Below are 23,222 nucleotides of genomic sequence, written 5' to 3' on the forward strand. Positions count from 1 at the left end.
TCCATCTCTCCCTTTACGCTTCCTCTGTTACATGTACTTTAAGTGTTGCAGTTACATCTTGATGAATTTTTATTGGAACATTCGTATAACCTAATGCACGAATTGCATCTGGAAGCTCCATTTTACGTCGATCGACTTTGAGGCCCTCTTTTTTGTTTAACTCATCTGCTATTTGCTTCGTTGTAATCGAACCAAACAAGCGACCACCTTCACCAGATTTAGCTTTCATTTCAACCGTTACTTTTTCAATTAATTCTTTAAGTTGTTTTGCTTCCTCAAGTTCCTCTGCCGCATTTTTTTCAGCACGTTTCTTTTGTCCTTCGAGTTTACTTAAGTTTGCAGGGGTTGCTTCTACAGCCATATTATTTTTCAATAGAAAGTTCTGTGCATATCCAACAGATACTTCCTTCACATCACCTTTGTTACCTTTTCCTTTAACGTCTTTTATAAAAATAACCTTCATTATAAATTTCCCCTCTCCGCCTGTTGTTCTATTATGGATAGTAACATTTCTTCGGCTTCTTTTACAGATTCAACATCTAGCTGACTCGCAGCATTCGTCAAATGACCGCCTCCGCCAAGTTCTTCCATAACAATTTGGACATTTAACTCACCCAGTGAACGTGCACTTATTCCAATTTTTCCATCCCCACGCTCAGCGATGACAAATGCAGCTGATACACCTTTCATCGAAAGTAGTATATCTGCCGTTTGAGCAATGAGCACCGAGTTATTAGGTGTACCCTCATTGCCTTTTGCAATTGCAATTCCATTACCTACCATTTTAACAGTTTCAATTATTTTAGATCGTTCAAGATAGGTTTTAATGTCTTCTTTTAATAAACGTTGAACCAATACCGTATCTGCACCATTCGTTCTAAGGTAAGACGCTGCTTCAAATGTTCGTGCACCTGTGCGAAGCGTGAAGCTTTTTGTGTCTACAATGATACCAGCCAAAAGTGCAGTCGACTCAAGCATTGTCAACTTTTCATGTTTAGGCTGGTATTCTAAGAGCTCTGTGACGAGTTCTGCAGTTGATGACGCATAAGGTTCCATATAAACGAGCATCGTGTTATTAATAAATTCTTCACCACGTCGATGATGATCGATGACAACCACTTTCTCAGTTTTTTCAAGTATCCGTTCATCGATAACCATGCTTGGTTTGTGCGTGTCAACAACAATCACTAAAGATTGTTCAGTCAACATTGAAAGTGCATCGTCGGGTTCTACAAACTGATTATAGAGCTCTGTATCTTGCTTAATTTCATGCATAAGACGGGTTACACTGGCATCTAGTTCATTGTAGTTGATAACAACATGGCCCTCTACATTATTCATTCGCGCCATTTTTCTCACGCCTATTGCTGCGCCTATTGCATCCATATCAGGAAACTTATGTCCCATAATAAAAACCTTATCGCTATCTGATATCAAGTCCTTTAATGCATGCGAAATGACTCTTGCACGGACCCGCGTTCTCTTTTCAACTGGATTTGTTTTACCACCGTAAAACTTCACTTTTCCATCAAATTGTTTAATCGCTACTTGGTCTCCTCCACGTCCTAGGACTAGATCTAGACTGGATTGAGCCAATTCACCTAATTCAATTAATGATGTCGATCCTTTTCCTACACCAATACTTAACGTAAGCGCTGTACCTTGCTTCGTTGTCGTTTCTCGAATGTCATCTAGAATTGAAAATCTTGTCTCCTCTAATTCAGTTAACGTTTCTTCATTAAAGACGGCGAGAAAGCGATCTGAGGCAATTCTTTTTATAAAAATACCATTTTCGATAGCCCATTTATTAACGAGCGATGTTACAAGGGAGTTTAACTGACTTCTTATTTGGTCACCCATTGCCTGCGAGAGCTCGTCGTAATTATCCACCAATATGATGCCGAGAACCGTTCTGTCGGCGTAATAAAGTGTTTCTATCTCCAATTTATCCGTAATATCAAACAAGTAAATTAGTTTTTCCTCTGGTTTATATTCAACTTTAAAGGATCGTTCACCTACGTTTAGTTGAAGAGTATCTGAGCCATCACTTTTTATAATTGAATGAAATTGTTCATTCAAAACTAATAAGTCGGTACCAATCAGTGTCTCTTTTTCAAAAACCTTCAAAACATAAGGGTTTACCCATTCAATAGTGTTCTTTTCATTGATTAGCAAAATACCAATCGGTAACTGTAGAAGTGCTTCTTCACCAACTTTTTTCACCCTATACGATAGCATTTCAATATGTTTTTCTGTCTCAATAAATGTCCGTTCCTCTAGTTGCCATGCAAATCCCATTGCAATGAGAAATAAAAGGAAAAAGACAAATCCAATCCAAAAACTTTCCATAAGTAGCAGTACGCCAGCTATTGCACCCAGAAGCGATAATACAGTCAGTGGGTATCGGATTACCCGTTGCCTAAAAAAAGACGTCATTCTCGTCACCCCCTTTATTTCGCTTTATTCTTACCTATCCATGAACGAACATTAAATCCTACATCAACTAGCCCAAGTAACGTTGTTATAGGACTTAGCATGACTGCCAAAATTGTTGATACGATTGTTAACCATTTTGGTAATTTTGATTCTTTCATAAAAAAATGAATTAATGAAATACCTTGTAAGAGAAATAAAAAACGTATGAGAATCATTGCATTCGTATAAATAACGTATGCCTGTGTTCCTTGTTCTATTTCTAAGAAGAATCCTGCCAATAGAACAATTAAATAGTACCACACCATAATAACTGGTAATTTCATTTTATAAAATGGTGGAAATTTTTGTACCGGATGTCCAAGTCTTTTTACGATTGTTAAGTTTAACGTTACATAAATATATGCCAAACTAAACATGCCAATAATAAAGGTCGATGGAATCGACGTTTCATAAAATGATATCGAAGCATTCATTTGCTCCGTAAAATTTTCTGGTAATTCTCCAAACTTTACCAATAGCGAGGTGACTAGATCCTGAGAATCCCATAACCCCTGCATGACAATATCTATAATATTAATTTTTAGGAATAAAATAGTGGCCAGATAAATTAGGATCGTTGTTGTAACAAATGTTAGTCCGGTAGCCATGAACGTATATAATTTTGTTTTTCTTGATTGTACCGTATCTCCAATAATGAACCCAACGAGCCCAAAGACAAACGTGTATGGAACACTAAATATGCCCAAAATTAACAGTGACATAAAAATTCCGGTCGCCGTCACAAAGAACGATGAAGTTCGATCAAATTTAAGCCTAAAAAGAATAATCGGTAGTGGAATAAAAAACAATGTAAGCATTCCAATAACTGGGATGAGTATGGTAATTGTTGTTAAAAGAAAAAACAACGCGATCATCATCGCTCCGTGTACAATTTTCCCCGTAGTTTCATGTTGCATAATAGTAATTCCTCCGGTTATTCATTCGATATGTATCTCCTGATTTTTAATGAAAGGATTCTATGGAGACATAGTAGTTACGAACTTCAATTGTATCACGATTGAAGTTTATAAACCAAAAAAGAACATACGTCTTCATCTCTTTATTAAAAAAAAGGACTGCCTTGTTTCCAGGTATCTGGTTACAGGGCAGTCAGTGTTTGTATAATTATCTTTCTTCCGAACTGAATGGAAGAAGTGCCATAATGCGTGAGCGTTTAATTGCAAGTGTCAGTTTACGCTGATACTTTGCACTTGTACCCGTTACACGACGAGGCAAGATTTTACCTCTCTCAGAAACGAATTTCTTAAGTAGGTCAGTATCTTTATAGTCGATATGTGTAATGTTGTTTGAGTTGAAATAACAGACTTTACGGCGTCTTTTACCTCCACGACGTGGTGCCATATTGCTTTACCTCCTTCGTATTTATAATGGAAGGTACATGGATGATCAGAATGGTAGATCGTCGTCCGATACAGTTACCGGACCTCCGCCAGTCGAAAATGGATCATCGTCTGTCCTTGTATAATTTTGCTGATTTGGTTGGTAATTCGATTGTTGATTCGGTTGCTGCTGGTACTGTTGTGGAGCTTCTTGATTAGATGGTGATGCTCCATATCCAGCGCCCGATGCTGCTCCAGACCTTTCAGATGTTGCACTGCGAGGCTCTAGGAATTGTACGCTATCCGCCACAACTTCCGTCATGAATACGCGGTTACCATCCTTACCATCGAAGCTACTTGTTTGAATACGTCCTTCGACTCCAGTAAGGCTACCTTTCCTTAAAAAGTTCGCCGTGTTCTCTGCCTGTTTTCTCCATGTTACGCAATTGACAAAGTCTGCCTCACGCTGACCTTGTTGATTAGAAAATGGTCTATTCACAGCTAATGTGAACCGCGTAACCGCGACACCGCCTTGCGTATACTTGAGTTCAGGGTCTTTCGTCAGACGGCCAACTAAAACGACACGATTTATCATCAGAATTCAACCTCCCTCATCATCTTGTAGGATTATCCAGTTACGTTAATGAATTTATAGATTAAGCATCTAAACGAATTACCATATGACGAATGATATTTTCGTTAATGTTTGCAAGACGTGTAAACTCATCAAGTGCTGCTGTAGGAGCATTTGCAGTTACGAGTTGGTAAAAACCTTCACGTAAATCGTCAATTTCATAAGCTAGACGGCGTTTGCCCCACTCTTTCGACTCGATGATTTCCGCACCTTTAGAAGTTATTGCTTCGTCAAAGCGTTCGATCAAAGCTTTTTTAGCTTCGTCTTCCACTGTTGGGCGAATAATGTACATGATTTCATATTTATTCATCTTTAGTCACCTCCTTATGGACTTTGGCCTACTGTTGCCAGCGGGCAAGGAGCAAGTAATGTTATTACTCACATCAATACATTCTATCACAGTTCTTTATTGCTTTCAACTATTTTTTCCGATACCTTAGATACAGAGGTGATAACTATGAATGAATTTCCTAAACCAAATTTAACAATTGAACTAGACTTACCTGATGTTGCTCGAAAAAGCCTTTACCTGACGGGATTAGCGTTTATCGTTTTACTAGTTGTATCTTTTATTTTAGGGAATCCATTTCGTATCGACTGGAGTTTTCTTTCACTCATTCAACTTACTCTTGGCTATGTGGTACTAATTGCATTGCATGAATTCTTTCATCTTTTTGGATTTCGTGTATTTGCACACGTCCCATGGAAAAGAATGGAAGTCGGTCTGAATTTGAAACTTGGGATTGCCTATGCAACTACTGATAAATTAATGGCCAATCAAGATATACGAAAAGCTCTGCTTCTTCCTTTTTGGATGACAGGCATCCTACCTGCAATCGTTGGTCTATATTTAGGAAGTGGCGTTCTTCTCATTCTAGCTGCCTTACTCATTGGCGGTGCAGCAGGCGATTTTGTAATGTACAAAGAATTAAAAAAGGTACCTGGAGATTGGTTAATAAAAGATGATCCAAAATTACCTAAGTTGTATATATACTCCCCCGATAAAGTAGAAAAAGCTCCACAACCTTTTACTAATTACTAGTAGAAGATTGTGGAGCTTTATTTATTATTAAACGTTAAAACGGAATAGGATAACATCGCCATCTTTAACGACGTATTCTTTACCTTCTTGACGTACTTTTCCGCTTTCCTTTGCAGCAGTCATAGAACCCGCTTCTACTAAATCATCATAACTTACTGTTTCTGCGCGAATAAATCCTCTTTCAAAATCCGTATGAATGATTGCGGCACACTTTGGCGCTTTCATCCCTTTACGGAATGTCCATGCACGAACTTCTTGAACTCCCGCTGTAAAATACGTAGCATAGCCAAGTAATGAGTAAGTAGCTTTGATAAGTAAATCGAGACCCGACTCTTTAATGCCAAGCTCTTCAAGGAACATTGCTTTATCTTCATCATCAAGCTCTGCCATTTCTTCTTCAATCCTTGCACAAACAACAATAACTTCAGCATTATCTTGTTTTGCAAATTCACGTACTCGGTTCACGTACTCATTGCTTTCGGTATCTGCAATTTCATCCTCAGCTACGTTCGCTACATAAAGCATCGGTTTAATTGTTAGTAAATGCATACCCTTAATCACTTCTAGCTCATCTTCAGACAATTCAACAGAACGTGCCGGCAATTCATTTTCAAATGCCTCTTTAAGCTTTGTTAAAATAGGTGCTTCTACAACTGCATCCGGATCTTTTTGTCTCAACATTTTTGTCACACGGTCTAAACGCTTTTCCACACTTTCCATATCTGCAAGAATCAATTCTAGGTTAATGACTTCGATGTCGTTAATCGGATCAATTTTCCCTGCAACATGCGTGATGTTTTCATCTACAAAACATCTAACTACTTGACAGATTGCATCCACTTCACGGATGTGGGATAGAAACTTATTTCCAAGCCCCTCTCCTTTACTGGCTCCTTCAACAATTCCAGCGATGTCAGTAAACTCAAACGCTGTTGGCACTGTTTTCTTTGGAGTAACAAGCTCTGTTAACTTATCCAGTCGTTCATCAGGAACCTCAACAATTCCAACGTTTGGATCAATTGTACAGAATGGATAGTTTGCCGCTTCTGCCCCGGCTTTTGTAATTGCGTTAAATAACGTCGATTTTCCTACGTTAGGAAGTCCAACAATACCTGCTGTTAAAGACATGTATTCCACTACCTTTCATCTATATAAAACATATTATCTATTTTCACGCTATTTTATAAATACTTTACAACTCTCTCATTATAGGGAGATTTGATCGAGATGTCCATTTATTCCTCAGTTGGCTCAGCTTTCACTAGAACCCTTTTCATCTTTTTGGTAAATTGGTTGCGTGGAATCATTACGCTATGCCCACACCCTTCGCACTTAATACGTATATCAGCACCCATGCGAATAATTTTCCAAGCATTCGTTCCGCATGGATGTTGTTTTTTCATTTCAACAACATCATTTAAATCATACTCTTTATCATTCACAGTTTTACCCCTCTTCTTTTCCTTGATACGTAACTATTTTTGGATATGGAATTTCAATATCATTCGCATCTAAAAATACTTTCACATCTTTACGGAACTTTCTAGCAAATGCCCATTGCATCACTGGCTGTGTTTCTGCAGTGACACGGAACACTACTTGAGACGCCTCCAAGCCTTGTACACCGATTAATGTTGGAGGTGCAAGAAGTTCTTCATAACCTTCAGTTAGGGTTGTTAAAAACTCTTTCAGGAGTCTTTCCGCACGTACTATGTCAGCTTCGTACGCAATTCCTATATCTACAATAGCTAACGAATTATTTATAGAGTAATTTATTACCTCAGATATATTTCCATTTGGAATAATATAAATTTCTCCTCCGTAAGCACTTATCTTTGTCGTTCGAAGTCCTATTTCCTCGACCGTGCCTAACGCAGTTCCTATTTGAACATAATCACCGACTGAGAACTGATCTTCAAATACAATAAAGAATCCTGAAATAATATCCTTCACTAAACTTTGTGCACCAAATCCAACGGCAAGTCCCAACACACCTGCTCCAGCAAGTATACCCGCAACTTTAATCCCTACGACATCTAACACTGCTATAATTGCTGCAAAATAGATAATATAGGAGAGAGCATTCTCTAACAACTTCACCAATGTTTTCTCTCGTCTTTCAGTTGGACGTAAACTAGACTTCAATTTCATCGAAAAAACTCTTCTTATAATTCTTTTCCCAATAGCAATCGTAACGGCAGCAACTACAATAATTAAAAGGACTTTTAGTATGCCTGTCCCCATATTTATCCACGTTTCCGGATTCATTACTAGTTCCTCTAGTTTGACTATTACCTCTTCAAAATCACTTACTTTTTCCTTACTTGTGGTTGCTGTCATTCTTCTCCGCCTTTCGTATAAATAGTAGTTCCCGAGCATATACTTCATAGTAAAAAGAAATGGAGTTTTGTCATGCGTGCGATTAGCCCACTATCTTATGATTACCGTGTTCATTACAATGAAACAGGTGCGGTTTGGAGATTGAGCAACTTATTTTTAGAACATATACCGTTTTCTTCATCCGATCTTGTTTTCTTCTGTATCGGGACGGATCGTTCCACAGGCGACTCTCTTGGGCCTCTTACTGGATCTCGTTTAACGGAAGCTCAATCTTTCCCCTATCCTGTAATTGGAACACTGAAAGATCCATTACATGCCTTAAATTTACAACAAAAAATTGATGAAACAAAAGCTACCAATCCTTCTGCATATATTGTAGCAATCGATGCGTGTCTTGGTAAAGGAAGTTCAATTGGGCAATTGCTTTTTCATAGTGGTCCCATCCAACCTGGTAAAGCTGTAGGTAAAGACTTACCCTCGGTTGGTAATGTTGCCATTAAAGGTATTGTCAATATCGCCGGCTTTATGGAACACGCAGTTCTGCAAAGCACAAGACTACACTTACCATTTGAAATGAGTCGTACCCTTTCTCGTGCACTTCAACTTGCGCATGGACGAGCCAATCAAAACGAGTAAACAAGTACCACTATAATTCCAACAACGAGGATACCCGGAATTAGGTTCGCTACGCGAATTTTAGTGACGCCAATCAAATTCAATCCGATTGCTACGATCATTAATCCGCCAGTAGCGGTCATTTCACTTATGAAAAATGACAACAGTTCCGCTGGTACAAATCGACTAATTTGAGTTGCAAAAATCGTTATTATTGATTGATACAAAAAAACTGGAATTGCAGAAAAGATTACACCTATTCCTAATGTTGAACTAAGTATGATTGCTGTAAAGCCATCAATGATACCTTTCATAATTAAAACATCATGATCATTTCTGAGTCCACTATCAATTGCCCCTATTATAGCCATTGAACCAACAACAAATATAAGTGTTGCGGTTACAAAGCCTTGGGCAATTCCTGCTCCGCCATTTCGAGCGGGTAACTTCTTTTCAATCCATAGTCCAAGTTGATTTATTTTTGTATCTAAATCCATCCATTCTCCAAGAACTGCACCTAGAACTATACTAATAATTACTATTAGTATTTGTGTGCTTTCGAATGTCATTTGAATTCCAATGACGGTTACTGCTAATGCAATACCATACATGACAGTTTCCTTCATACGTTCTGGTATGCTATGTAAAAAACGGCCCAACAAAGCCCCTACGATTATCAAGATCGTATTTATAAGTGTTCCAAGTATAATCAATTAATCACTTCCGCCTGTTAAAAGTAATACCTATTTTACCGTTTGGCAAAATAGGTATTGGTTTACTCTTTCAATAATTCAAGAATGCGTTCTAAATCTTCTTCTGAGAAAAAATCGATTTCTATTTTCCCTTTATTCTTTTTCTTTGTAATTGTCACACTTGTTCCGAAATAGTCACGTAAATTAGATTCATGTTCTACAAGGAAAATATCTTTCTTTTTTTCCTTCTTTGTTTCACGTGGAACATTCTCGTTTAAATCCTGTACTAATTTTTCAAGTTGCCTAACATTGAGCCCTTCTTTTAAAACCCGTTCTGCAACAAGGGGTATTTGCTCTTTCTTTTGAAGACCAAGCAAAGTACGTCCATGTCCCATTGACAACTTCCCCTCAGTTATTTGTTTGCGTATCTTTTCAGGCAATGTTAGTAAACGTACATGGTTTGCTATGTGCGATCTACTTTTACCTAATCGAAATGCAAGTTGTTCTTGGGTTAGTTTGAGGTTTTCTATAAGGTTTTGATAAGCTTCTGCTTCTTCAATAGGTGTTAAATCTTCTCTTTGTAGATTTTCAAGAATTGCAAACTCCATTGACTCTTCATCCGTGAGATTGCGAACGACTGCTGGTAATTCTTTGAGTCCCGCCATTTTTGCTGCACGGAATCGTCTTTCTCCAACGACTATTTCATAGGACAAGCCTTTTTTCCTTAAAATAATTGGTTGAATAATTCCGTGCTCTTTAACTGAATTACTTAATTCTTCAATTGCTTCTTCGTCAAAAATCTTTCTTGGTTGATAGGGATTTACTTTTATACTTTTTAAGTTTATGTGTTCTACAGTTTCCGCTTTTGTAAGTGACTCACCAGGAAATAAAGCATTTACTCCTTTTCCAAGACCTTTAGCCATTATGCACCACTTCCTTTGCCAACTCTAAATATACTTCCGCACCGCGTGAACGTGGATCATAAATGATGATTGGTTCCCCGTGACTTGGTGCTTCACTCAATCGAACGTTCCTCGGAATAATTGTTCGATACACCTTATCTTGAAAGTACTTTTTAACTTCCTCAATTACTTGTATACCTAAATTTGTTCGTGCGTCAAACATCGTTAATAGTACGCCATCAATCATTAAGTTTTCATTTAAATGTTTTTGGACAAGACGTATTGTACTCAATAACTGGCTTAGTCCTTCTAATGCATAATACTCACATTGAACCGGTATTAAAATTGCATCTGAGGCGGTTAATGCATTGATTGTGAGCAACCCAAGGGATGGCGGACAATCTATAATTATATAATCATATAATTCAGTCGCATCTTGAATCGCACGTTTCATTCGAACTTCTCGAGAAATAGTTGAGACAAGCTCAATTTCCGCACCAGCCAACGAAATAGTTGCTGGTATAATGTCAAGGTTCTCCATTTTTGTGGATAGAATCACATTTTTTATATCAACATCATCAATTAATACATTATAAATACAATTTTGAACGTCGCCCTTATTAATCCCTACCCCACTAGTTGCATTTCCTTGTGGATCTGTATCAATTAAAAGAACTTTTTTGCCTATATGCGCAAGGCAAGCACTTAAATTTACAGATGTTGTTGTTTTTCCAACGCCACCCTTCTGGTTGGCAATCGCTATGGTTCTTCCCACGCTTGCACCTGCTTTCCCGCTTTTAATAAACTCTTTTATTTCATAAAAAATCAGTGAAACTATAAATAGTTCGTAGGATTATAACAAACTTACTGTTGGTACTATTTTAACAAACTTAGCGCTAGAAATGGAAGTTTTAGCACAGAAAAAAACTCTTGCTATTATTTGAGCAAGAGTTTCCTTACTTTTTCTTAGGAATTCTCACTGTAATTGTGTAAAACTCTTCAGAATCCTCTTCTTCTGTATCTAATTCAATTCCACTTTTTGAAACCAGTACTAAAGATTGACGGATTGTATTTACTGCAATTCGAACATCTCGACTAACTGACTTTCTTTTAGGGGCTTGCTTTTTCTTCACATTGTCTTTAGGTGCTAAAACTTCTTGAATCTTTTTTTCCAATTGTTTAACATTTAGCTGTTCCTCAATTGTTTCATTAAAGACAAGCATCTGTAGCTCTGGGTCTTTTATTGAAATCAAAGCCCTAGCATGTCTTTCCGATAACTCTTTTGTTAAAATTGCTTGCTTGATTTCATTAGGTAGTTTCAACAACCTAAGTTTATTTGCTATTGTTGATTGACCTTTTCCCAATCTTTGAGCTAATGCTTCTTGCGTTAGAGAATGAAGTTCAAGCAACTTTTCATAAGCGTATGCTTCTTCAATTGCGGTTAGTTCCTCACGTTGTAAGTTCTCAATAAGGGCAATAGACGCAGTTTCTTTATCATCTAGATTGCGAACAATAGCCGGAACTTCAGACCATCCAAGTAGCTTCATCGCTCGGTATCTTCGCTCCCCAGCAATAATCTCGTATTGGTCCTCTTCAATTTTCCTAATAACTATTGGCTGTATTACTCCATGTGTATGAATAGTTCTTGCTAATTCCTCAATCTTCTCCTCAGAAAAGACAGATCTTGGTTGATATTTATTAGGTTTTATCAACGTAATATCAATTTGTTCAATCTGTTCGTGAATGACTTCCTGAGCTAATTCTTGAACCACTTCGGTATCTTCATCTTTTTCACCATTACCAAAGAATCGTGCAAAAGGACTTTTCAATCTTGGCACCACCTTTTCAGAACTACTTCCTCATTCAATTGTACCGAATTTAAATCCATCCCTTTACAATTGATTCGTCACAAGTATATTTAATCCTTTAAATCATTGTTCCACGTGAAACATAATTGTTTAGTTTGTGTTTTTAGATTAGTTCGTCTTATCAACTTATAGGTGACTTATTAGGAACACCTGGTTTTCTTGGATACTTTTTCGAGGTGTTTTTAAACTTACTAAAAACAAAAATATTACGTTCACTATTCTCTTCAGGTAATTTAAATGAATACTCATTTGTTAGAGTTGCTCCTAAAATAGATAATGCCTTTTTGGCATCAGACAATTCATCTTCTCCTGCTGCACCCTTCATTGAAATGAATATTCCATCTTTTTTTACAAGTGGGATGCAAAGCTCTGATAAAACGGACAATCGGGCAACTGCGCGTGCAGTAACCATATCAAATTTTTCTCGATATTTGGGGTTTTGACCAAAATCCTCTGCTCTTGCATGAACAAAGTGGACATCCTCTAACTTCAATTCATTAGCTAAATGATCAAGAAAACCAATTCTTTTATTTAGTGAATCTACAATCGTAACTTCAAGATTTGGAAAACATATTTTGAGTGGAATACTTGGAAACCCTGCACCTGCACCTACATCACAAAGTGTTTGATTTTTACTGAAATCGATATGAAAAGCCGCCGATATTGAATCATAGAAATGTTTTAAATAGACAGCTGACTTTTCGGTAATTGCAGTTAGATTCATTTTATCATTCCACTCAACTAGCTGTTCATAGTAGATATTAAACTGAGAAAGTTGAGTAGTACTTAATTCAATACCATGCTCTTTTAGTGCTTGGTAGAATTGCTCTTCGTTCATTACTTCTCCTCCAGTACTTTAGAAAAAAGAATCAATATATAAATTCTTATGATTTAGCTAAGACTACTTACACGGATACTTTTGCAATTCTTCCTTGTTCAATATAAACAAGTAGTATTGATATATCTGCTGGATTGACTCCTGGCATACGCGATGCCTGAGCAATTGATAGTGGCCTTACCTTTTTCAAGGTCACTTTAGCTTCTGTAGCAATACCAGAAATTGCATCATAATCAATATTCTCAGGAATCTTTTTAAGCTCCATTTTTTTCATACGATCAACTTGTTGCATTGATTTTTCTATATATCCTTCATACTTAATAAATATCTCAACTTGTTCTTGAACATCTTCAGTAAGTCTAACTTCTGGAGGTATAATACGCTCGATTTGTTGATAATTAATTTCTGGACGTTTTAATAGGTTCGCTGCCTTCATCGGCTCTTTAAGTTCAGACCCTTTAGTTTCACGCATTATTTCATGTACGTGCTCTTCTGGTTTAATCGTCACTTTTCGGAGTCTTACAATTTCATCTTCAATTTGCTTTTTCTTTTCCATATGTTTAGCATAGCGTTCTTCTTGAATAAGTCCATTTTCATATCCAATTTCTGTAAGTCTCATGTCTGCATTATCATGTCGAAGTAGCAAACGATACTCCGCTCGTGAAGTAAGCAAACGATAAGGCTCATTGGTTCCTTTTGTTACTAGGTCGTCTATTAGTACGCCAATATAAGCATCTGCTCGCCCAAGAATGAGTTCATCATGACCCAGCGCTCGCGCAGCTGCATTAATACCCGCCATTAGACCTTGTGCCGCCGCCTCTTCATAACCTGACGTTCCGTTAAGTTGACCTGCAGTATAAAGGTTTTTGATTTTTTTAGTTTCAAGTGTTGGTTTCAATTGTGTTGAAACCATTGAATCATATTCAATTGCATAACCTGCACGCATCATTTCTGCATTTTCGAGTCCAGGTACACTTTCGATAAGCTGCCTTTGAACAGATTCCGGCAAACTCGTCGACAAGCCTTGAACGTAAACTTCTTTTGTATTTCTACCTTCTGGCTCTAGGAAGATTTGGTGACGTGATTTGTCATTGAAGCGAACAATTTTATCTTCAATAGATGGACAATAACTAGGTGACGCACTTTTAATTTCGCCCGAATACATCGGTGATAAATGAAGGTTTTCATTGATGAGCTCATGAGTTCTTGGTGATGTATACGTTAACCAACAAGGTAATTGATCCATAATGAATTCCGTGGTTTCATAACTGAATGCACGTGGAACTTCATCTCCAGGTTGGATTTCTGTTTGGCTATAATCAATTGTTTTGCTATTAATACGAGGAGGCGTTCCAGTTTTAAATCGGACAATATCAAAACCAAGCTCATGTAAATTTTCAGCTAGTGGAATTGACGGCATCTGGTTGTTTGGACCACTTGAATACCTAATATCTCCAATAACGATTTCTCCACGTAAAAAAGTACCCGTTGTAATGATCACTGTCTTTGCAAGATATACTGCGCCAATCTGTGTGACAACACCTTTTACTTCGTTATCTTCCACAATCAACTTTTCAACTGCTGCTTGACGGAGTGTGATATTTTCTGTGTCTTCTAATAATTTTTTCATTTCCTGTTGATACAGTACTTTGTCCAATTGTGCACGAAGTGCCCGTACTGCTGGACCTTTCCCTGTATTTAACATGCGCATTTGGATATGTGTTTTATCTATTACTTTCCCCATTGCGCCACCCAAAGCATCGATTTCTCTTACTACGATCCCTTTTGCAGGTCCACCAATCGATGGATTACATGGCATAAAAGCAACCATATCTATATTTAATGTTAGAACTAACGTAGATGCACCTTTACGAGCGGCCGCCAATCCAGCTTCGACGCCGGCATGACCGGCTCCGATAACGATACAATCGAACGTGCCTGCTTCAAATTTTGGCATGTTCTTCAATCCTTCTTTCTATTTGATGCTCAAAATATCAGGGCTACTAAGGTCAGATTACAAACTTAATATGTTGCCCTACTTTTGAACAATTTTTTATTTTCCAAGACAGAAACGTGAAAACAATTCATTTATTAAACTTTCTTGTACGGTATCCCCAATGATTTCACCAAGGAGTTCCCATGTTCTAGTTACGTCAATTTGAATCATATCAATAGGGATTCCTGACTCTGCTGCATCAAGTGCTTCTTCAATAGTTGCACTTGCTTGATGGAGCAAAGCAATATGCCTTGCGTTTGAGACATAAGTCAAGTCTTCTGATTCAATGGTTCCTTCGAAAAAGAGTCCCGCAATCGCTTCTTCAAGTTTTTCGATTCCTTCATCCTCAAGAAGTGATGTCGTAACAACTTTAGCATTGTTCGTTAGCTTGTTCACTTTAGCCAAGTCGATTTTCTGTGGAAGGTCGGTTTTGTTAACTACTAGTATCAAGTCCATTCCTTCTACAGCTTTAAATAATTGTTCGTCTTCGACTGAAAGTTCTTCCCCGTTATTTAAAACAAGTAGAATCAAATCTGCCTTTTTTAAAACTTGACGAGACCGTTCAACACCAATTCGCTCAACGATATCTTCAGTTTCTCGAATCCCTGCAGTGTCAACTAGTCGAAGTGGTACACCGCGAATATTGACGTATTCCTCTATTATATCACGTGTTGTTCCCGCAATATCGGTCACAATTGCTTTATTTTCTTGAACGAGGCTATTTAGTAACGAAGATTTCCCTACGTTTGGTCTTCCTACAATGACTGTAGAAAGTCCTTCGCGCAAAATTTTACCTTGTGCGGAAGTTTGAAGCAATTTATCAATTTCTTCTTTTACCCAAGTGCATTTCTCTATCATAAATGGAAGTGTTTTCTCTTCAACTTCATCATATTCAGGATAATCAATTTTCACTTCAACTTCAGCCAGCGTATCAACAAGAGCCATTCTTAACTCCTTAACCAATCTTGAAAGTTTTCCTTCCATTTGGTTAAGCGCTATGTTCATGGCTCGATCTGTCTTGGCACGAATCAGATCCATGACTGCCTCAGATTGTGATAAATCGATTCTTCCGTTTAAAAATGCGCGTTTCGTAAACTCTCCTGGTTCTGCCAAACGAGCACCTTCCCGAAGAACTAAACCAAGCACCCTATTAACGGCGACAATTCCACCGTGGCAATTTATTTCAACAACGTCTTCACGGGTGAATGTTTTAGGTGCATTCATAAGTGATAACATGACTTCTTCCACAACTTCTTTGGTTTTTGGATCTACTAGATGACCGTAGTGAATCGTATGTGACTTTTCATTAAATAAGCTTTTACCATTCACTGAACGGAAAACTTTATCTGCTATTTGTACCGCTTCATCTCCACTCAAACGGACGATTGCAATTGCTCCCTCTCCCATAGGAGTTGAAATGGCGGCTATAGTATCAAAGTGCAAAATTTCACTCCTCAGCTTTAGTTATTCACATGTGGGTAACGTGTTTCGGACATGACTATCTAACATTATATATTATCACAAATGAAGGGTATCTCAAAGTACAAGAACTGAAATATTGTGGATAATTCCTTATCGTACAACTCATGATATTAAGTAATACATGATCCAACTGCTCTTAGTCCTTATTTGTTTAGACAAAAAAATCCGCTAAAGAAGTGCTACTTCTTTAACGGATTTTTTATTTCTTATCGAATTGGTTCAATCGTTAAAAACCTATACGGTTCATTTCCTTCTGAATAGGTTTCGATATCAAGACGAATTGATAAAGCGTTATGAATTACTTTTCTTTCATAAGATGGCATTGGTTCCAGTTGTACTTTTCGACCTGTACGTACAGCCTTATCTGCCATTCGATCTGCTAATTGCTCCAAAGCCTCTACTCTACGGTCCCGGTAGTCTCCTACATCGATTCGAACAACTTTGAACTGGCTTGAATATTTATTGGTAACCAGTTGAGCTAACTGTTGCAATGCATTAAGCGTTTGACCCCTTTTACCAATTAAAAGTGCAGCTTTTTCACTTTCAAGTTGAAAAGTTACATACTTACCTTCAATTTTATGTGTAACTTCAAAATCATTAATACCCATATTAATAGCAATCTGTTGCAAATAATTTTCAGTTTCCTTAATTGCATCCTTATCTGAAGATTCCTTCTCGCTAGATTCCTCATTTTGAATAGCCGGTATGATTGTTTCCTCTGGACTAAGGTTTTTGACCTCTTTAATAGAAGGTGATTGAATTACTTCTTTGACGGTCACGGTTACTTCAGCTTCTTTTGCACCGAAACCGAGAAATCCTTTTTTCCCTTTATCGATCACTTCGACTTCTACTTCGTCACGCGTTACGCCGAGTGTTGCTAATGCTGCTGAAATTGCCTCCTCAACGTTGGCTCCCTTTCGCGTCATCTTTTTCATTTTCTTTTCCCTCCTACTTTTACAGTTGCAGGTGCCACTTCCTTTTTCTGAAATGGCTTATAAATGAATATATTTTGAATGACCGAGATAATGTTACCGATAACCCAATAAAGTGCTAGTGCAGCTGGCAAGAACGTACCGAAGCCCATGATCATAAATGGCATAATATACATCATGATTTTCATCTGCGGATTATCCATCGCCGGTCCTGTACGAAGGACAACAAATTGCATAAGTCCCGCTAGAATTGCAAGCGAAATACTCGGTACTCCAAGTTCAAACCACATGAACGTTCCAATATCGTAGGTTGCATTCATTCGGCTAATGGCATGATACAAACCAATAATAATTGGCATTTGTATAATGACTGGTAAACAACCAGCGGCCGGATTAACCTTTCGCTCGGACATTACTTTTTGCATTTCTTCACGGTACTTTTGTTGTGTGACAGCATCTTTTGATTTGTACTTCTCTTTTAGTTCTTTCAATTCAGGTTGAATTGCTTGCATTTGCTTCGAACTTTTAGCTTGTTTCACCATCAGTGGTAGTAAAACGAGTCGAATGATAATCGTCACAGCTACAATTCCATAACCATATGTTCCGAGTAGTTCTTGGAAAAGGTTAATTAGTGAAACAATTGGCCATACAACATATTCATTCCAAAAACCCGTGCTATCAATTGTTATCGGATCTCTAAATTCTGAACAGCCTGCAAGAAAAACCGATAATGCAGTCAACATCAGAACTAATATAAGTTTCTTTTTCAAATTGGTTCCCCCAAGTCATCTCTTTTTCTACTACTAAAAACATCTTTATCTACAAATTCATTTTATCAGTTTCAAAAGAAGCATTCTACTTAATATTCTTCTTTAGCACTCGAGCGATTCTCAATATATGCTGAAGACTCTTTTTGCTTTCATGAAAATCAATTTTGGCCGCCTGATGTCTGGCGATAATAACATAGTCCATATCATTTTTCAGTTCATCTTTTAATTCTAAAAAAGCTTGTCTTAGATATCGTTTAATCCGATTTCTTGTGACAGCATTCCCTATTTTTTTACTGACAGAAAGACCAATCCTAAATTCTTCTTGTCCCTTCTTATTATAACAGTAGACAACAAATTGACGATTCGCAAATGACTTTCCATTTTTGAATACGCGTTGAAACTCTTCATTCTTTTTAATTCGTTGGCGTTTGTTCATATCATACACCTGCTTTTATTAATAAGATTGTCTAAATAAAAGAAAAAAAAGACCACTGATTGTCAGTGGCCTTATGCTGAAAGTTTTTTTCTTCCTTTGAGCCTACGAGCTGCTAGAATTCTGCGCCCGCTTTTCGTGCTCATTCTTGCACGGAAGCCGTGAACTTTACTACGTTTACGTGTATTTGGTTGGAATGTACGTTTCATCTGGTAAGACACCTCCTGAATAGATTGCCGATTAATTGCCTGACAGTCTTGAATAGTATAGCCGTTTTTCGATCTATTTGTCAACCTTTTTGTTGAAACAGCTTTCCTGCTACAACGGTTTACTTCTAATTTGAATTACTTCCTTCCATAAAAGTTATCCACATACCCAAATATTTACTGAGGAGTAATTCGTTCACACATTTTTTTATTTTTTTTAATCCACAGGGCTTATCTACATGTTTTTCACATAATAAGCCCTGTGGATAAAGGTTTATCCTTATTCTTGCTGCATTGTGGATAAGGTATTAAACACCTTGTAATCAGTGGGACTCCCTGTTACAATTAAGAAGGATTTGTTGTGCATACAATTATATAGTAAATATCTTATCCACAATTGTTAATACATTGTGGATAATTTTTTCCCCGCTTTTGCATAAGTTTTATCCACACGTATTTTAATTGTGTATAATATATATCTTCATGCATTTTATTTTTTCTGTAAAGGAGGCACGGTATTGGAACACTTAGAAGAATTATGGGTAGAAGTATTAGCAAAAATTGAACAAAAAATTTCTAGACCTAGTTTTGAAACTTGGCTAAAATCGACGAAATTAATTTCGTATGGTAATGAAAATGTAACTATTGCTGCACCCAATTCATTTGCAAAAGATTGGTTAGAAATTCATTATGTACATTTAATTACAGGAATATTATCCGAATTAACCGGCGAAGATCGACTCATCCATTTTGTCATACCAAAAAATGTAGATGAAAATGATTTTATGCTTCCGAAACCCATTGTTAAACCACCTGAACGCGAAGAAGTTCCTACTACAATGGTATCAGGCATGCTAAATCCTAAATATACGTTCGATACATTCGTTATCGGTTCCGGAAATCGTTTTGCACATGCAGCATCACTCGCTGTAGCAGAAGCACCAGCAAAAGCCTATAACCCTTTATTTATTTATGGGGGTGTTGGATTAGGTAAAACTCACTTAATGCATGCAATTGGTCATTATGTTATGGACCAAAATCCGAATGCTAAAGTTGTCTATTTAACATCTGAGAAGTTTACAAATGAATTCATCAATTCCATTCGTGATAACAAAGCCGTTGAATTTCGAAATAGATATCGTAATGTTGACGTGCTTCTTATAGATGATATTCAATTTCTTGCCGGGAAAGAACAAACCCAAGAGGAATTTTTTCACACGTTTAATACGCTGCATGAGGAATCTAAACAAATTGTTATTTCAAGCGATCGACCGCCAAAAGAGATTCCTACACTTGAGGATAGGCTTAGATCACGGTTTGAATGGGGACTAATTACAGATATCACACCACCTGACTTGGAAACAAGAATCGCCATTTTACGCAAAAAAGCGAAGGCAGATGGTCTTCTTGATATCCCTAATGAAGTAATGATGTATATAGCTAATCAAATTGATACAAATATCCGTGAATTAGAAGGGGCACTTATACGTGTAGTAGCTTATTCGTCGCTCGTTAATAACGACATTACGATAGATCTTGCGGATGAAGCTTTAAAAGACATCATTCCTAATGCAAGACCGAGAACAGTTACCATACTCGACATTCAAAAAACGGTTGGGGAACATTTTAATATTCGACTTGAAGATTTTACTGCGAAGAAAAGAACACGGTTGATTGCTTTTCCACGTCAAATTGCAATGTATCTATCAAGAGAACTCACTGATTTCTCATTGCCTAAGATTGGATCTGAATTTGGTGGACGTGATCATTCAACAGTTATCCATGCGCACGAAAAAATTTCTACGATGTTAAAAGACGATAAATCTCTACAACAAGATGTTCAAGATATTAAAAATACTTTAGGTAGAGGCTAGACTGTTAGTAACCTAGAATAAGTAGTTCACACTAGTGCACAGGTTATACACATGTGCAAAACCTTTTAACCGTAGACAAAAAAGGCCTTATCCACAAATCCACAGGCCCTACTACTATTACTACTATCTTTATTACTAATAAATTAATATATAAGCGAGGGTGTTAGATGAAATTTGAAATTCTAAGAGAGCACTTACTAGATGCTCTAAACGACGTTATGAAAGCAATCAGTCAAAAAGTTGCAATTCCTATATTAACTGGAATAAAAATAGAAGTAGATCAGAATGGAATGACAATGACTGGTAGTGATTCAGATATTACAATTCAGACATTTATTCCAGTTGAAAAAGATGGAGAAGAAATTATTAAAGTAAGTGAAAAAGGTAGTATTGTTTTACAAGCAAAGGTTTTTAGCGAAATTGTACGTAAATTGCCAACAAACAACGTAATCATAGAAATAGAAAACGATACACAAACACTAATTAGCTCAGGTAAATCTGAATTTAAATTAATAGGGTCAGATTCTGAGGATTATCCAATTCTTCCAGAACTACAAAATGATAATCGTTTTTCATTACCAGCGGATTTGATGAAATCTATTATTCGAGAAACTGTTTTTGCTGTTTCTCAACAAGAAACTAGACCAATTTTGACAGGGGTTCATTGGGAAGCTAAAGAGGGACAGTTAATATGTGTAGCTACTGATAGTCATCGCCTTGCTAGAAGATTAACTTCACCAGAGGAAACACCGTCAGCGCCTTTTAGTTTCGTAATACCTGGTAAGAGTCTTCAAGAGTTAAATAAAGTATTACCAGATAATACCGAGACAGTTGAAATAGTTATCGCTGAGCAACAAGTGTTATTCAAAATTAGAAATGTTTTATTTTACTCACGCTTACTAGAAGGAAATTATCCGGATACTTCAAGACTTATTCCAGAAGAATATAAAACATCTGTAACGATTAATGGACGACTTTTACTTCAGGCAATTGACAGGGCTTCCCTTCTTGCTCGTGAAGAAAGAAATAACATTGTTCGTTTTTCTGCGACAAAAGATAACTTAATAGAGATATCATCCAATTCACCAGAGGTTGGAAAAGTAGAAGAAACAGTTGAAGTTATTAACATATCGGGTGATGAGTTAAACATTTCATTCAGTGCAAAGTATATGATGGATGCGCTGCGTGCAATTGAAGGACAAGATGTATTAATCCAATTCACAGGTGCAATGCGTCCGTTCATTCTAAAATCTGCCAATGACGACACGATTTTACAACTAATTCTTCCAGTAAGAACATACTGATTTTAAAAAGGATAGTCACTAAATGGCTATCCTTTTTTACTTATGGTGCAAAGTTAGGTAAAATGAATGGATAGACAAACAAACGAAGGGTTGAAGATCAATGAAAGACTTACAGATTGATACTGAATTCATAACACTTGGTCAGCTTTTAAAAATGACTAATGCAATTAGTTCGGGTGGCATGGCTAAATGGTTTCTAGAAGAAAATACAATTCTTGTGAATGATGAAAAAGAACAACGTCGTGGAAAAAAACTACGTGACGGAGATATCATAGTAATTCCTGAATTCGGTACGTTTAAAATTCAAGAATTAACTGATGGATCACTAGATGCACATTGAGCGTCTTGCGTTAACTGATTATAGAAATTATCAATCACTAGAATTATCATTTTCACCAAAGATTAATGTGCTCATTGGTGAAAATGCTCAAGGTAAAACAAATATATTGGAATCAATCTACGTACTTTCTATGGCCAAATCCCACCGAACATCTATTGATCGTGAATTAATACGCTGGGACCAAGAATATGGTAAAATAGAAGGGGACATCCAACGTAAATATGGAAAACTTCCGCTCGAATTAATTCTTACGAAAAAAGGAAAAAGAGCACGTGTTAACCATATGGAACAACCTCGTCTAAGTTTATATATTGGACAATTAAATGTTGTAATGTTTGCCCCAGAAGATTTAGATTTAGTAAAAGGAAGTCCTCAAGTTAGACGAAGATTTCTTGATATGGAAATTGGTCAAATTTCTCCAGTTTATCTTCATGATCTTTTAACGTTTCAAAAGATCTTAAAACAGCGTAATGCAATTTTGAAAGCTAATCGAGGTAATTTGAATTTTAAAGATGTCATGTTTGACGTTTATACAGAGCAGTATATTCAAGTAGCTGTCCAAATTATACGTAAAAGATTTTATTTCATGGATCTATTACAAAAATGGGCGGAACCTATTCATAAAGGAATTTCCCGTGGTAAAGAAACCCTTAAAGTTTCATATGGAACTTTAAAAGGACTGGATTCGGGACAGACTACTGAACAGATGGAATTACTTCTCGAAAAAAGGTTAGATGATGTGAGGCAGCGTGAACTAGAAAGAGGTATCACATTAATCGGTCCGCATAGAGACGACCTTCACTTCTTTGTAAATGATTACGACATTCAAACGTATGGTTCCCAAGGACAACAACGTACTACTGCGCTGTCACTTAAACTTGCGGAAATTGAACTTGTCAAACAAGAAGTAGGAGAGCCACCTGTACTTCTTCTAGATGATGTATTATCAGAATTAGATGATTATCGTCAATCACATTTACTGAACACGATTCAAGGTGAAGTACAAACATTTGTTACAACAACGAATATTACTGGAATCGATCACCAAACGATTCGTCAGGCAGACTTATTCGAAGTTCAAGCAGGTACAGTTCACTAGTTTTGTATTGAAATTCTGATTGATGAATTAGATATATGGT

The 23,222-nt window shown here is 37.0% G+C and carries 26 protein-coding genes; 6 read left to right on the forward strand and 20 right to left on the reverse strand.

The window, feature by feature from the left end:
* Positions 1-13: 13 nt before the first annotated feature.
* The 6 genes from rplI to rpsF form a co-directional block, all read right to left on the reverse strand.
* Positions 14-463: a 50S ribosomal protein L9 gene (rplI, locus tag ACXYMX_RS13845; protein ID WP_459044841.1), complete on the reverse strand. Its 450-nt coding sequence runs from the start codon at positions 461-463 to the stop codon at positions 14-16.
* On the reverse strand, positions 463-2,436 hold the full coding sequence (locus ACXYMX_RS13850; protein WP_459044842.1) for a DHH family phosphoesterase: 1,974 nt from the start codon (positions 2,434-2,436) through the stop codon (positions 463-465). Before ACXYMX_RS13850 ends, rplI begins: the two co-directional genes overlap by 1 nt.
* Before the next feature lie 14 nt (positions 2,437-2,450).
* Complete coding sequence (locus ACXYMX_RS13855; protein WP_459044843.1) at positions 2,451-3,392, reverse strand: YybS family protein; 942 nt, start codon at positions 3,390-3,392, stop codon at positions 2,451-2,453.
* 208 nt (positions 3,393-3,600) lie between these two features.
* A complete protein-coding gene (rpsR, locus tag ACXYMX_RS13860) occupies positions 3,601-3,837 on the reverse strand; it encodes a 30S ribosomal protein S18 (protein WP_381537645.1) in 237 nt (78 codons plus the stop codon).
* 45 nt (positions 3,838-3,882) lie between these two features.
* Positions 3,883-4,410, reverse strand: coding sequence for a single-stranded DNA-binding protein (gene ssb, locus ACXYMX_RS13865; RefSeq protein WP_459044844.1), 528 nt, complete (start codon positions 4,408-4,410; stop codon positions 3,883-3,885).
* Between the two features lie 61 nt (positions 4,411-4,471).
* A complete protein-coding gene (gene rpsF, locus ACXYMX_RS13870; protein ID WP_459044845.1) occupies positions 4,472-4,759 on the reverse strand; it encodes a 30S ribosomal protein S6 in 288 nt (95 codons plus the stop codon).
* A 147-nt stretch (positions 4,760-4,906) separates the two neighbouring features.
* Between rpsF and ACXYMX_RS13875 the strand changes: the two genes are divergently transcribed.
* Positions 4,907-5,491: a DUF3267 domain-containing protein gene (locus tag ACXYMX_RS13875; RefSeq protein WP_459044846.1), complete on the forward strand. Its 585-nt coding sequence runs from the start codon at positions 4,907-4,909 to the stop codon at positions 5,489-5,491.
* 27 nt (positions 5,492-5,518) lie between these two features.
* Here ACXYMX_RS13875 and ychF read toward each other — a convergent pair whose 3' ends face one another.
* The 3 genes from ychF to ACXYMX_RS13890 form a co-directional block, all read right to left on the reverse strand.
* Positions 5,519-6,619, reverse strand: coding sequence for a redox-regulated ATPase YchF (ychF, locus tag ACXYMX_RS13880; protein WP_459044847.1), 1,101 nt, complete (start codon positions 6,617-6,619; stop codon positions 5,519-5,521).
* Positions 6,620-6,726: 107 nt separating this feature from the next.
* On the reverse strand, positions 6,727-6,933 hold the full coding sequence (locus tag ACXYMX_RS13885; RefSeq protein WP_459044848.1) for a DUF951 domain-containing protein: 207 nt from the start codon (positions 6,931-6,933) through the stop codon (positions 6,727-6,729).
* 4 nt (positions 6,934-6,937) lie between these two features.
* The gene (locus tag ACXYMX_RS13890; protein ID WP_459044849.1) at positions 6,938-7,831 is read right to left on the reverse strand and encodes a mechanosensitive ion channel family protein; all 894 of its coding nucleotides are present in this window, start codon (positions 7,829-7,831) and stop codon (positions 6,938-6,940) included.
* Positions 7,832-7,903: 72 nt separating this feature from the next.
* Between ACXYMX_RS13890 and yyaC the strand changes: the two genes are divergently transcribed.
* Positions 7,904-8,467 carry a spore protease YyaC gene (gene yyaC, locus ACXYMX_RS13895; protein ID WP_459044850.1) on the forward strand — a complete coding sequence of 188 codons (564 nt, stop codon included), beginning with the start codon at positions 7,904-7,906 and terminating at the stop codon, positions 8,465-8,467.
* Here yyaC and ACXYMX_RS13900 read toward each other — a convergent pair.
* From ACXYMX_RS13900 to rpmH, 11 genes are all read right to left on the reverse strand, one after another.
* Positions 8,455-9,159: a DUF554 domain-containing protein gene (locus ACXYMX_RS13900; protein WP_459044851.1), complete on the reverse strand. Its 705-nt coding sequence runs from the start codon at positions 9,157-9,159 to the stop codon at positions 8,455-8,457. The two genes, yyaC and ACXYMX_RS13900, sit on opposite strands and share 13 nt — an antisense overlap.
* Before the next feature lie 62 nt (positions 9,160-9,221).
* Positions 9,222-10,061 (reverse strand): ParB/RepB/Spo0J family partition protein, encoded by an 840-nt coding sequence (locus tag ACXYMX_RS13905; protein ID WP_459044852.1) that lies wholly within the window; start codon positions 10,059-10,061, stop codon positions 9,222-9,224.
* Entirely contained in the window at positions 10,054-10,815 is a 762-nt protein-coding gene (locus ACXYMX_RS13910; RefSeq protein WP_459044853.1) for a ParA family protein, read from the reverse strand. The genes ACXYMX_RS13905 and ACXYMX_RS13910 overlap by 8 nt, the downstream gene beginning before the upstream one ends.
* A 181-nt stretch (positions 10,816-10,996) precedes the next feature.
* A complete protein-coding gene (gene noc / locus ACXYMX_RS13915) occupies positions 10,997-11,869 on the reverse strand; it encodes a nucleoid occlusion protein (RefSeq protein WP_459044854.1) in 873 nt (290 codons plus the stop codon).
* 160 nt (positions 11,870-12,029) lie between these two features.
* Positions 12,030-12,746 carry a 16S rRNA (guanine(527)-N(7))-methyltransferase RsmG gene (gene rsmG / locus ACXYMX_RS13920; RefSeq protein ID WP_459044855.1) on the reverse strand — a complete coding sequence of 239 codons (717 nt, stop codon included), beginning with the start codon at positions 12,744-12,746 and terminating at the stop codon, positions 12,030-12,032.
* Positions 12,747-12,813: 67 nt separating this feature from the next.
* Positions 12,814-14,703: a tRNA uridine-5-carboxymethylaminomethyl(34) synthesis enzyme MnmG gene (mnmG, locus tag ACXYMX_RS13925; RefSeq protein ID WP_459044856.1), complete on the reverse strand. Its 1,890-nt coding sequence runs from the start codon at positions 14,701-14,703 to the stop codon at positions 12,814-12,816.
* 96 nt (positions 14,704-14,799) lie between these two features.
* On the reverse strand, positions 14,800-16,185 hold the full coding sequence (mnmE, locus tag ACXYMX_RS13930; protein WP_459044857.1) for a tRNA uridine-5-carboxymethylaminomethyl(34) synthesis GTPase MnmE: 1,386 nt from the start codon (positions 16,183-16,185) through the stop codon (positions 14,800-14,802).
* Positions 16,186-16,430: 245 nt separating this feature from the next.
* Positions 16,431-17,159 (reverse strand): RNA-binding cell elongation regulator Jag/EloR, encoded by a 729-nt coding sequence (jag, locus tag ACXYMX_RS13935; protein ID WP_459044858.1) that lies wholly within the window; start codon positions 17,157-17,159, stop codon positions 16,431-16,433.
* Positions 17,156-17,926: a membrane protein insertase YidC gene (gene yidC / locus ACXYMX_RS13940; protein WP_459044859.1), complete on the reverse strand. Its 771-nt coding sequence runs from the start codon at positions 17,924-17,926 to the stop codon at positions 17,156-17,158. Before yidC ends, jag begins: the two co-directional genes overlap by 4 nt.
* A gap of 85 nt (positions 17,927-18,011) precedes the next feature.
* Positions 18,012-18,362: a ribonuclease P protein component gene (rnpA, locus tag ACXYMX_RS13945; protein WP_459044860.1), complete on the reverse strand. Its 351-nt coding sequence runs from the start codon at positions 18,360-18,362 to the stop codon at positions 18,012-18,014.
* Between the two features lie 71 nt (positions 18,363-18,433).
* Positions 18,434-18,568, reverse strand: a complete 135-nt coding sequence (gene rpmH, locus ACXYMX_RS13950) for a 50S ribosomal protein L34 (protein ID WP_459044861.1) — start codon at positions 18,566-18,568, stop codon at positions 18,434-18,436.
* Positions 18,569-19,083: 515 nt separating this feature from the next.
* Between rpmH and dnaA the strand changes: the two genes are divergently transcribed.
* The 4 genes from dnaA to recF all read left to right on the forward strand — a co-directional run bounded on the left by dnaA (position 19,084) and on the right by recF (position 23,182).
* Positions 19,084-20,439: a chromosomal replication initiator protein DnaA gene (dnaA, locus tag ACXYMX_RS13955; protein WP_459044862.1), complete on the forward strand. Its 1,356-nt coding sequence runs from the start codon at positions 19,084-19,086 to the stop codon at positions 20,437-20,439.
* A gap of 167 nt (positions 20,440-20,606) precedes the next feature.
* Positions 20,607-21,743, forward strand: a complete 1,137-nt coding sequence (gene dnaN, locus ACXYMX_RS13960; RefSeq protein WP_459044863.1) for a DNA polymerase III subunit beta — start codon at positions 20,607-20,609, stop codon at positions 21,741-21,743.
* 100 nt (positions 21,744-21,843) lie between these two features.
* Positions 21,844-22,083 (forward strand): S4 domain-containing protein YaaA, encoded by a 240-nt coding sequence (yaaA, locus tag ACXYMX_RS13965; RefSeq protein ID WP_459044864.1) that lies wholly within the window; start codon positions 21,844-21,846, stop codon positions 22,081-22,083.
* Positions 22,073-23,182, forward strand: coding sequence for a DNA replication/repair protein RecF (gene recF, locus ACXYMX_RS13970; protein WP_459044865.1), 1,110 nt, complete (start codon positions 22,073-22,075; stop codon positions 23,180-23,182). Before yaaA ends, recF begins: the two co-directional genes overlap by 11 nt.
* Positions 23,183-23,222: the final 40 nt, after the last annotated feature.

Source organism: Sporosarcina sp. CAU 1771, from assembly GCF_054482775.1.

Bases quoted from the DNA above. Each gene is read 5' to 3' on its own strand.
- recF (WP_459044865.1), top strand. From the start codon at position 22,073: ATGCACATTGAGCGTCTTGCGTTAACTGATTATAGAAATTATCAATCA.
- rplI (WP_459044841.1), bottom strand. From the start codon at position 463: ATGAAGGTTATTTTTATAAAAGACGTTAAAGGAAAAGGTAACAAAGGT.
- dnaN (WP_459044863.1), top strand. From the start codon at position 20,607: ATGAAATTTGAAATTCTAAGAGAGCACTTACTAGATGCTCTAAACGAC.
- ACXYMX_RS13905 (WP_459044852.1), bottom strand. From the start codon at position 10,061: ATGGCTAAAGGTCTTGGAAAAGGAGTAAATGCTTTATTTCCTGGTGAG.
- ACXYMX_RS13855 (WP_459044843.1), bottom strand. From the start codon at position 3,392: ATGCAACATGAAACTACGGGGAAAATTGTACACGGAGCGATGATGATC.
- ychF (WP_459044847.1), bottom strand. From the start codon at position 6,619: ATGTCTTTAACAGCAGGTATTGTTGGACTTCCTAACGTAGGAAAATCG.
- yaaA (WP_459044864.1), top strand. From the start codon at position 21,844: ATGAAAGACTTACAGATTGATACTGAATTCATAACACTTGGTCAGCTT.
- ACXYMX_RS13890 (WP_459044849.1), bottom strand. From the start codon at position 7,831: ATGACAGCAACCACAAGTAAGGAAAAAGTAAGTGATTTTGAAGAGGTA.
- rpmH (WP_459044861.1), bottom strand. From the start codon at position 18,568: ATGAAACGTACATTCCAACCAAATACACGTAAACGTAGTAAAGTTCAC.
- ACXYMX_RS13850 (WP_459044842.1), bottom strand. From the start codon at position 2,436: ATGACGTCTTTTTTTAGGCAACGGGTAATCCGATACCCACTGACTGTA.
- mnmG (WP_459044856.1), bottom strand. From the start codon at position 14,703: ATGCCAAAATTTGAAGCAGGCACGTTCGATTGTATCGTTATCGGAGCC.
- ssb (WP_459044844.1), bottom strand. From the start codon at position 4,410: ATGATAAATCGTGTCGTTTTAGTTGGCCGTCTGACGAAAGACCCTGAA.
- ACXYMX_RS13875 (WP_459044846.1), top strand. From the start codon at position 4,907: ATGAATGAATTTCCTAAACCAAATTTAACAATTGAACTAGACTTACCT.
- yyaC (WP_459044850.1), top strand. From the start codon at position 7,904: ATGCGTGCGATTAGCCCACTATCTTATGATTACCGTGTTCATTACAAT.
- rpsF (WP_459044845.1), bottom strand. From the start codon at position 4,759: ATGAATAAATATGAAATCATGTACATTATTCGCCCAACAGTGGAAGAC.
- rsmG (WP_459044855.1), bottom strand. From the start codon at position 12,746: ATGAACGAAGAGCAATTCTACCAAGCACTAAAAGAGCATGGTATTGAA.
- jag (WP_459044858.1), bottom strand. From the start codon at position 17,159: ATGAAAAAGATGACGCGAAAGGGAGCCAACGTTGAGGAGGCAATTTCA.
- rnpA (WP_459044860.1), bottom strand. From the start codon at position 18,362: ATGAACAAACGCCAACGAATTAAAAAGAATGAAGAGTTTCAACGCGTA.
- rpsR (WP_381537645.1), bottom strand. From the start codon at position 3,837: ATGGCACCACGTCGTGGAGGTAAAAGACGCCGTAAAGTCTGTTATTTC.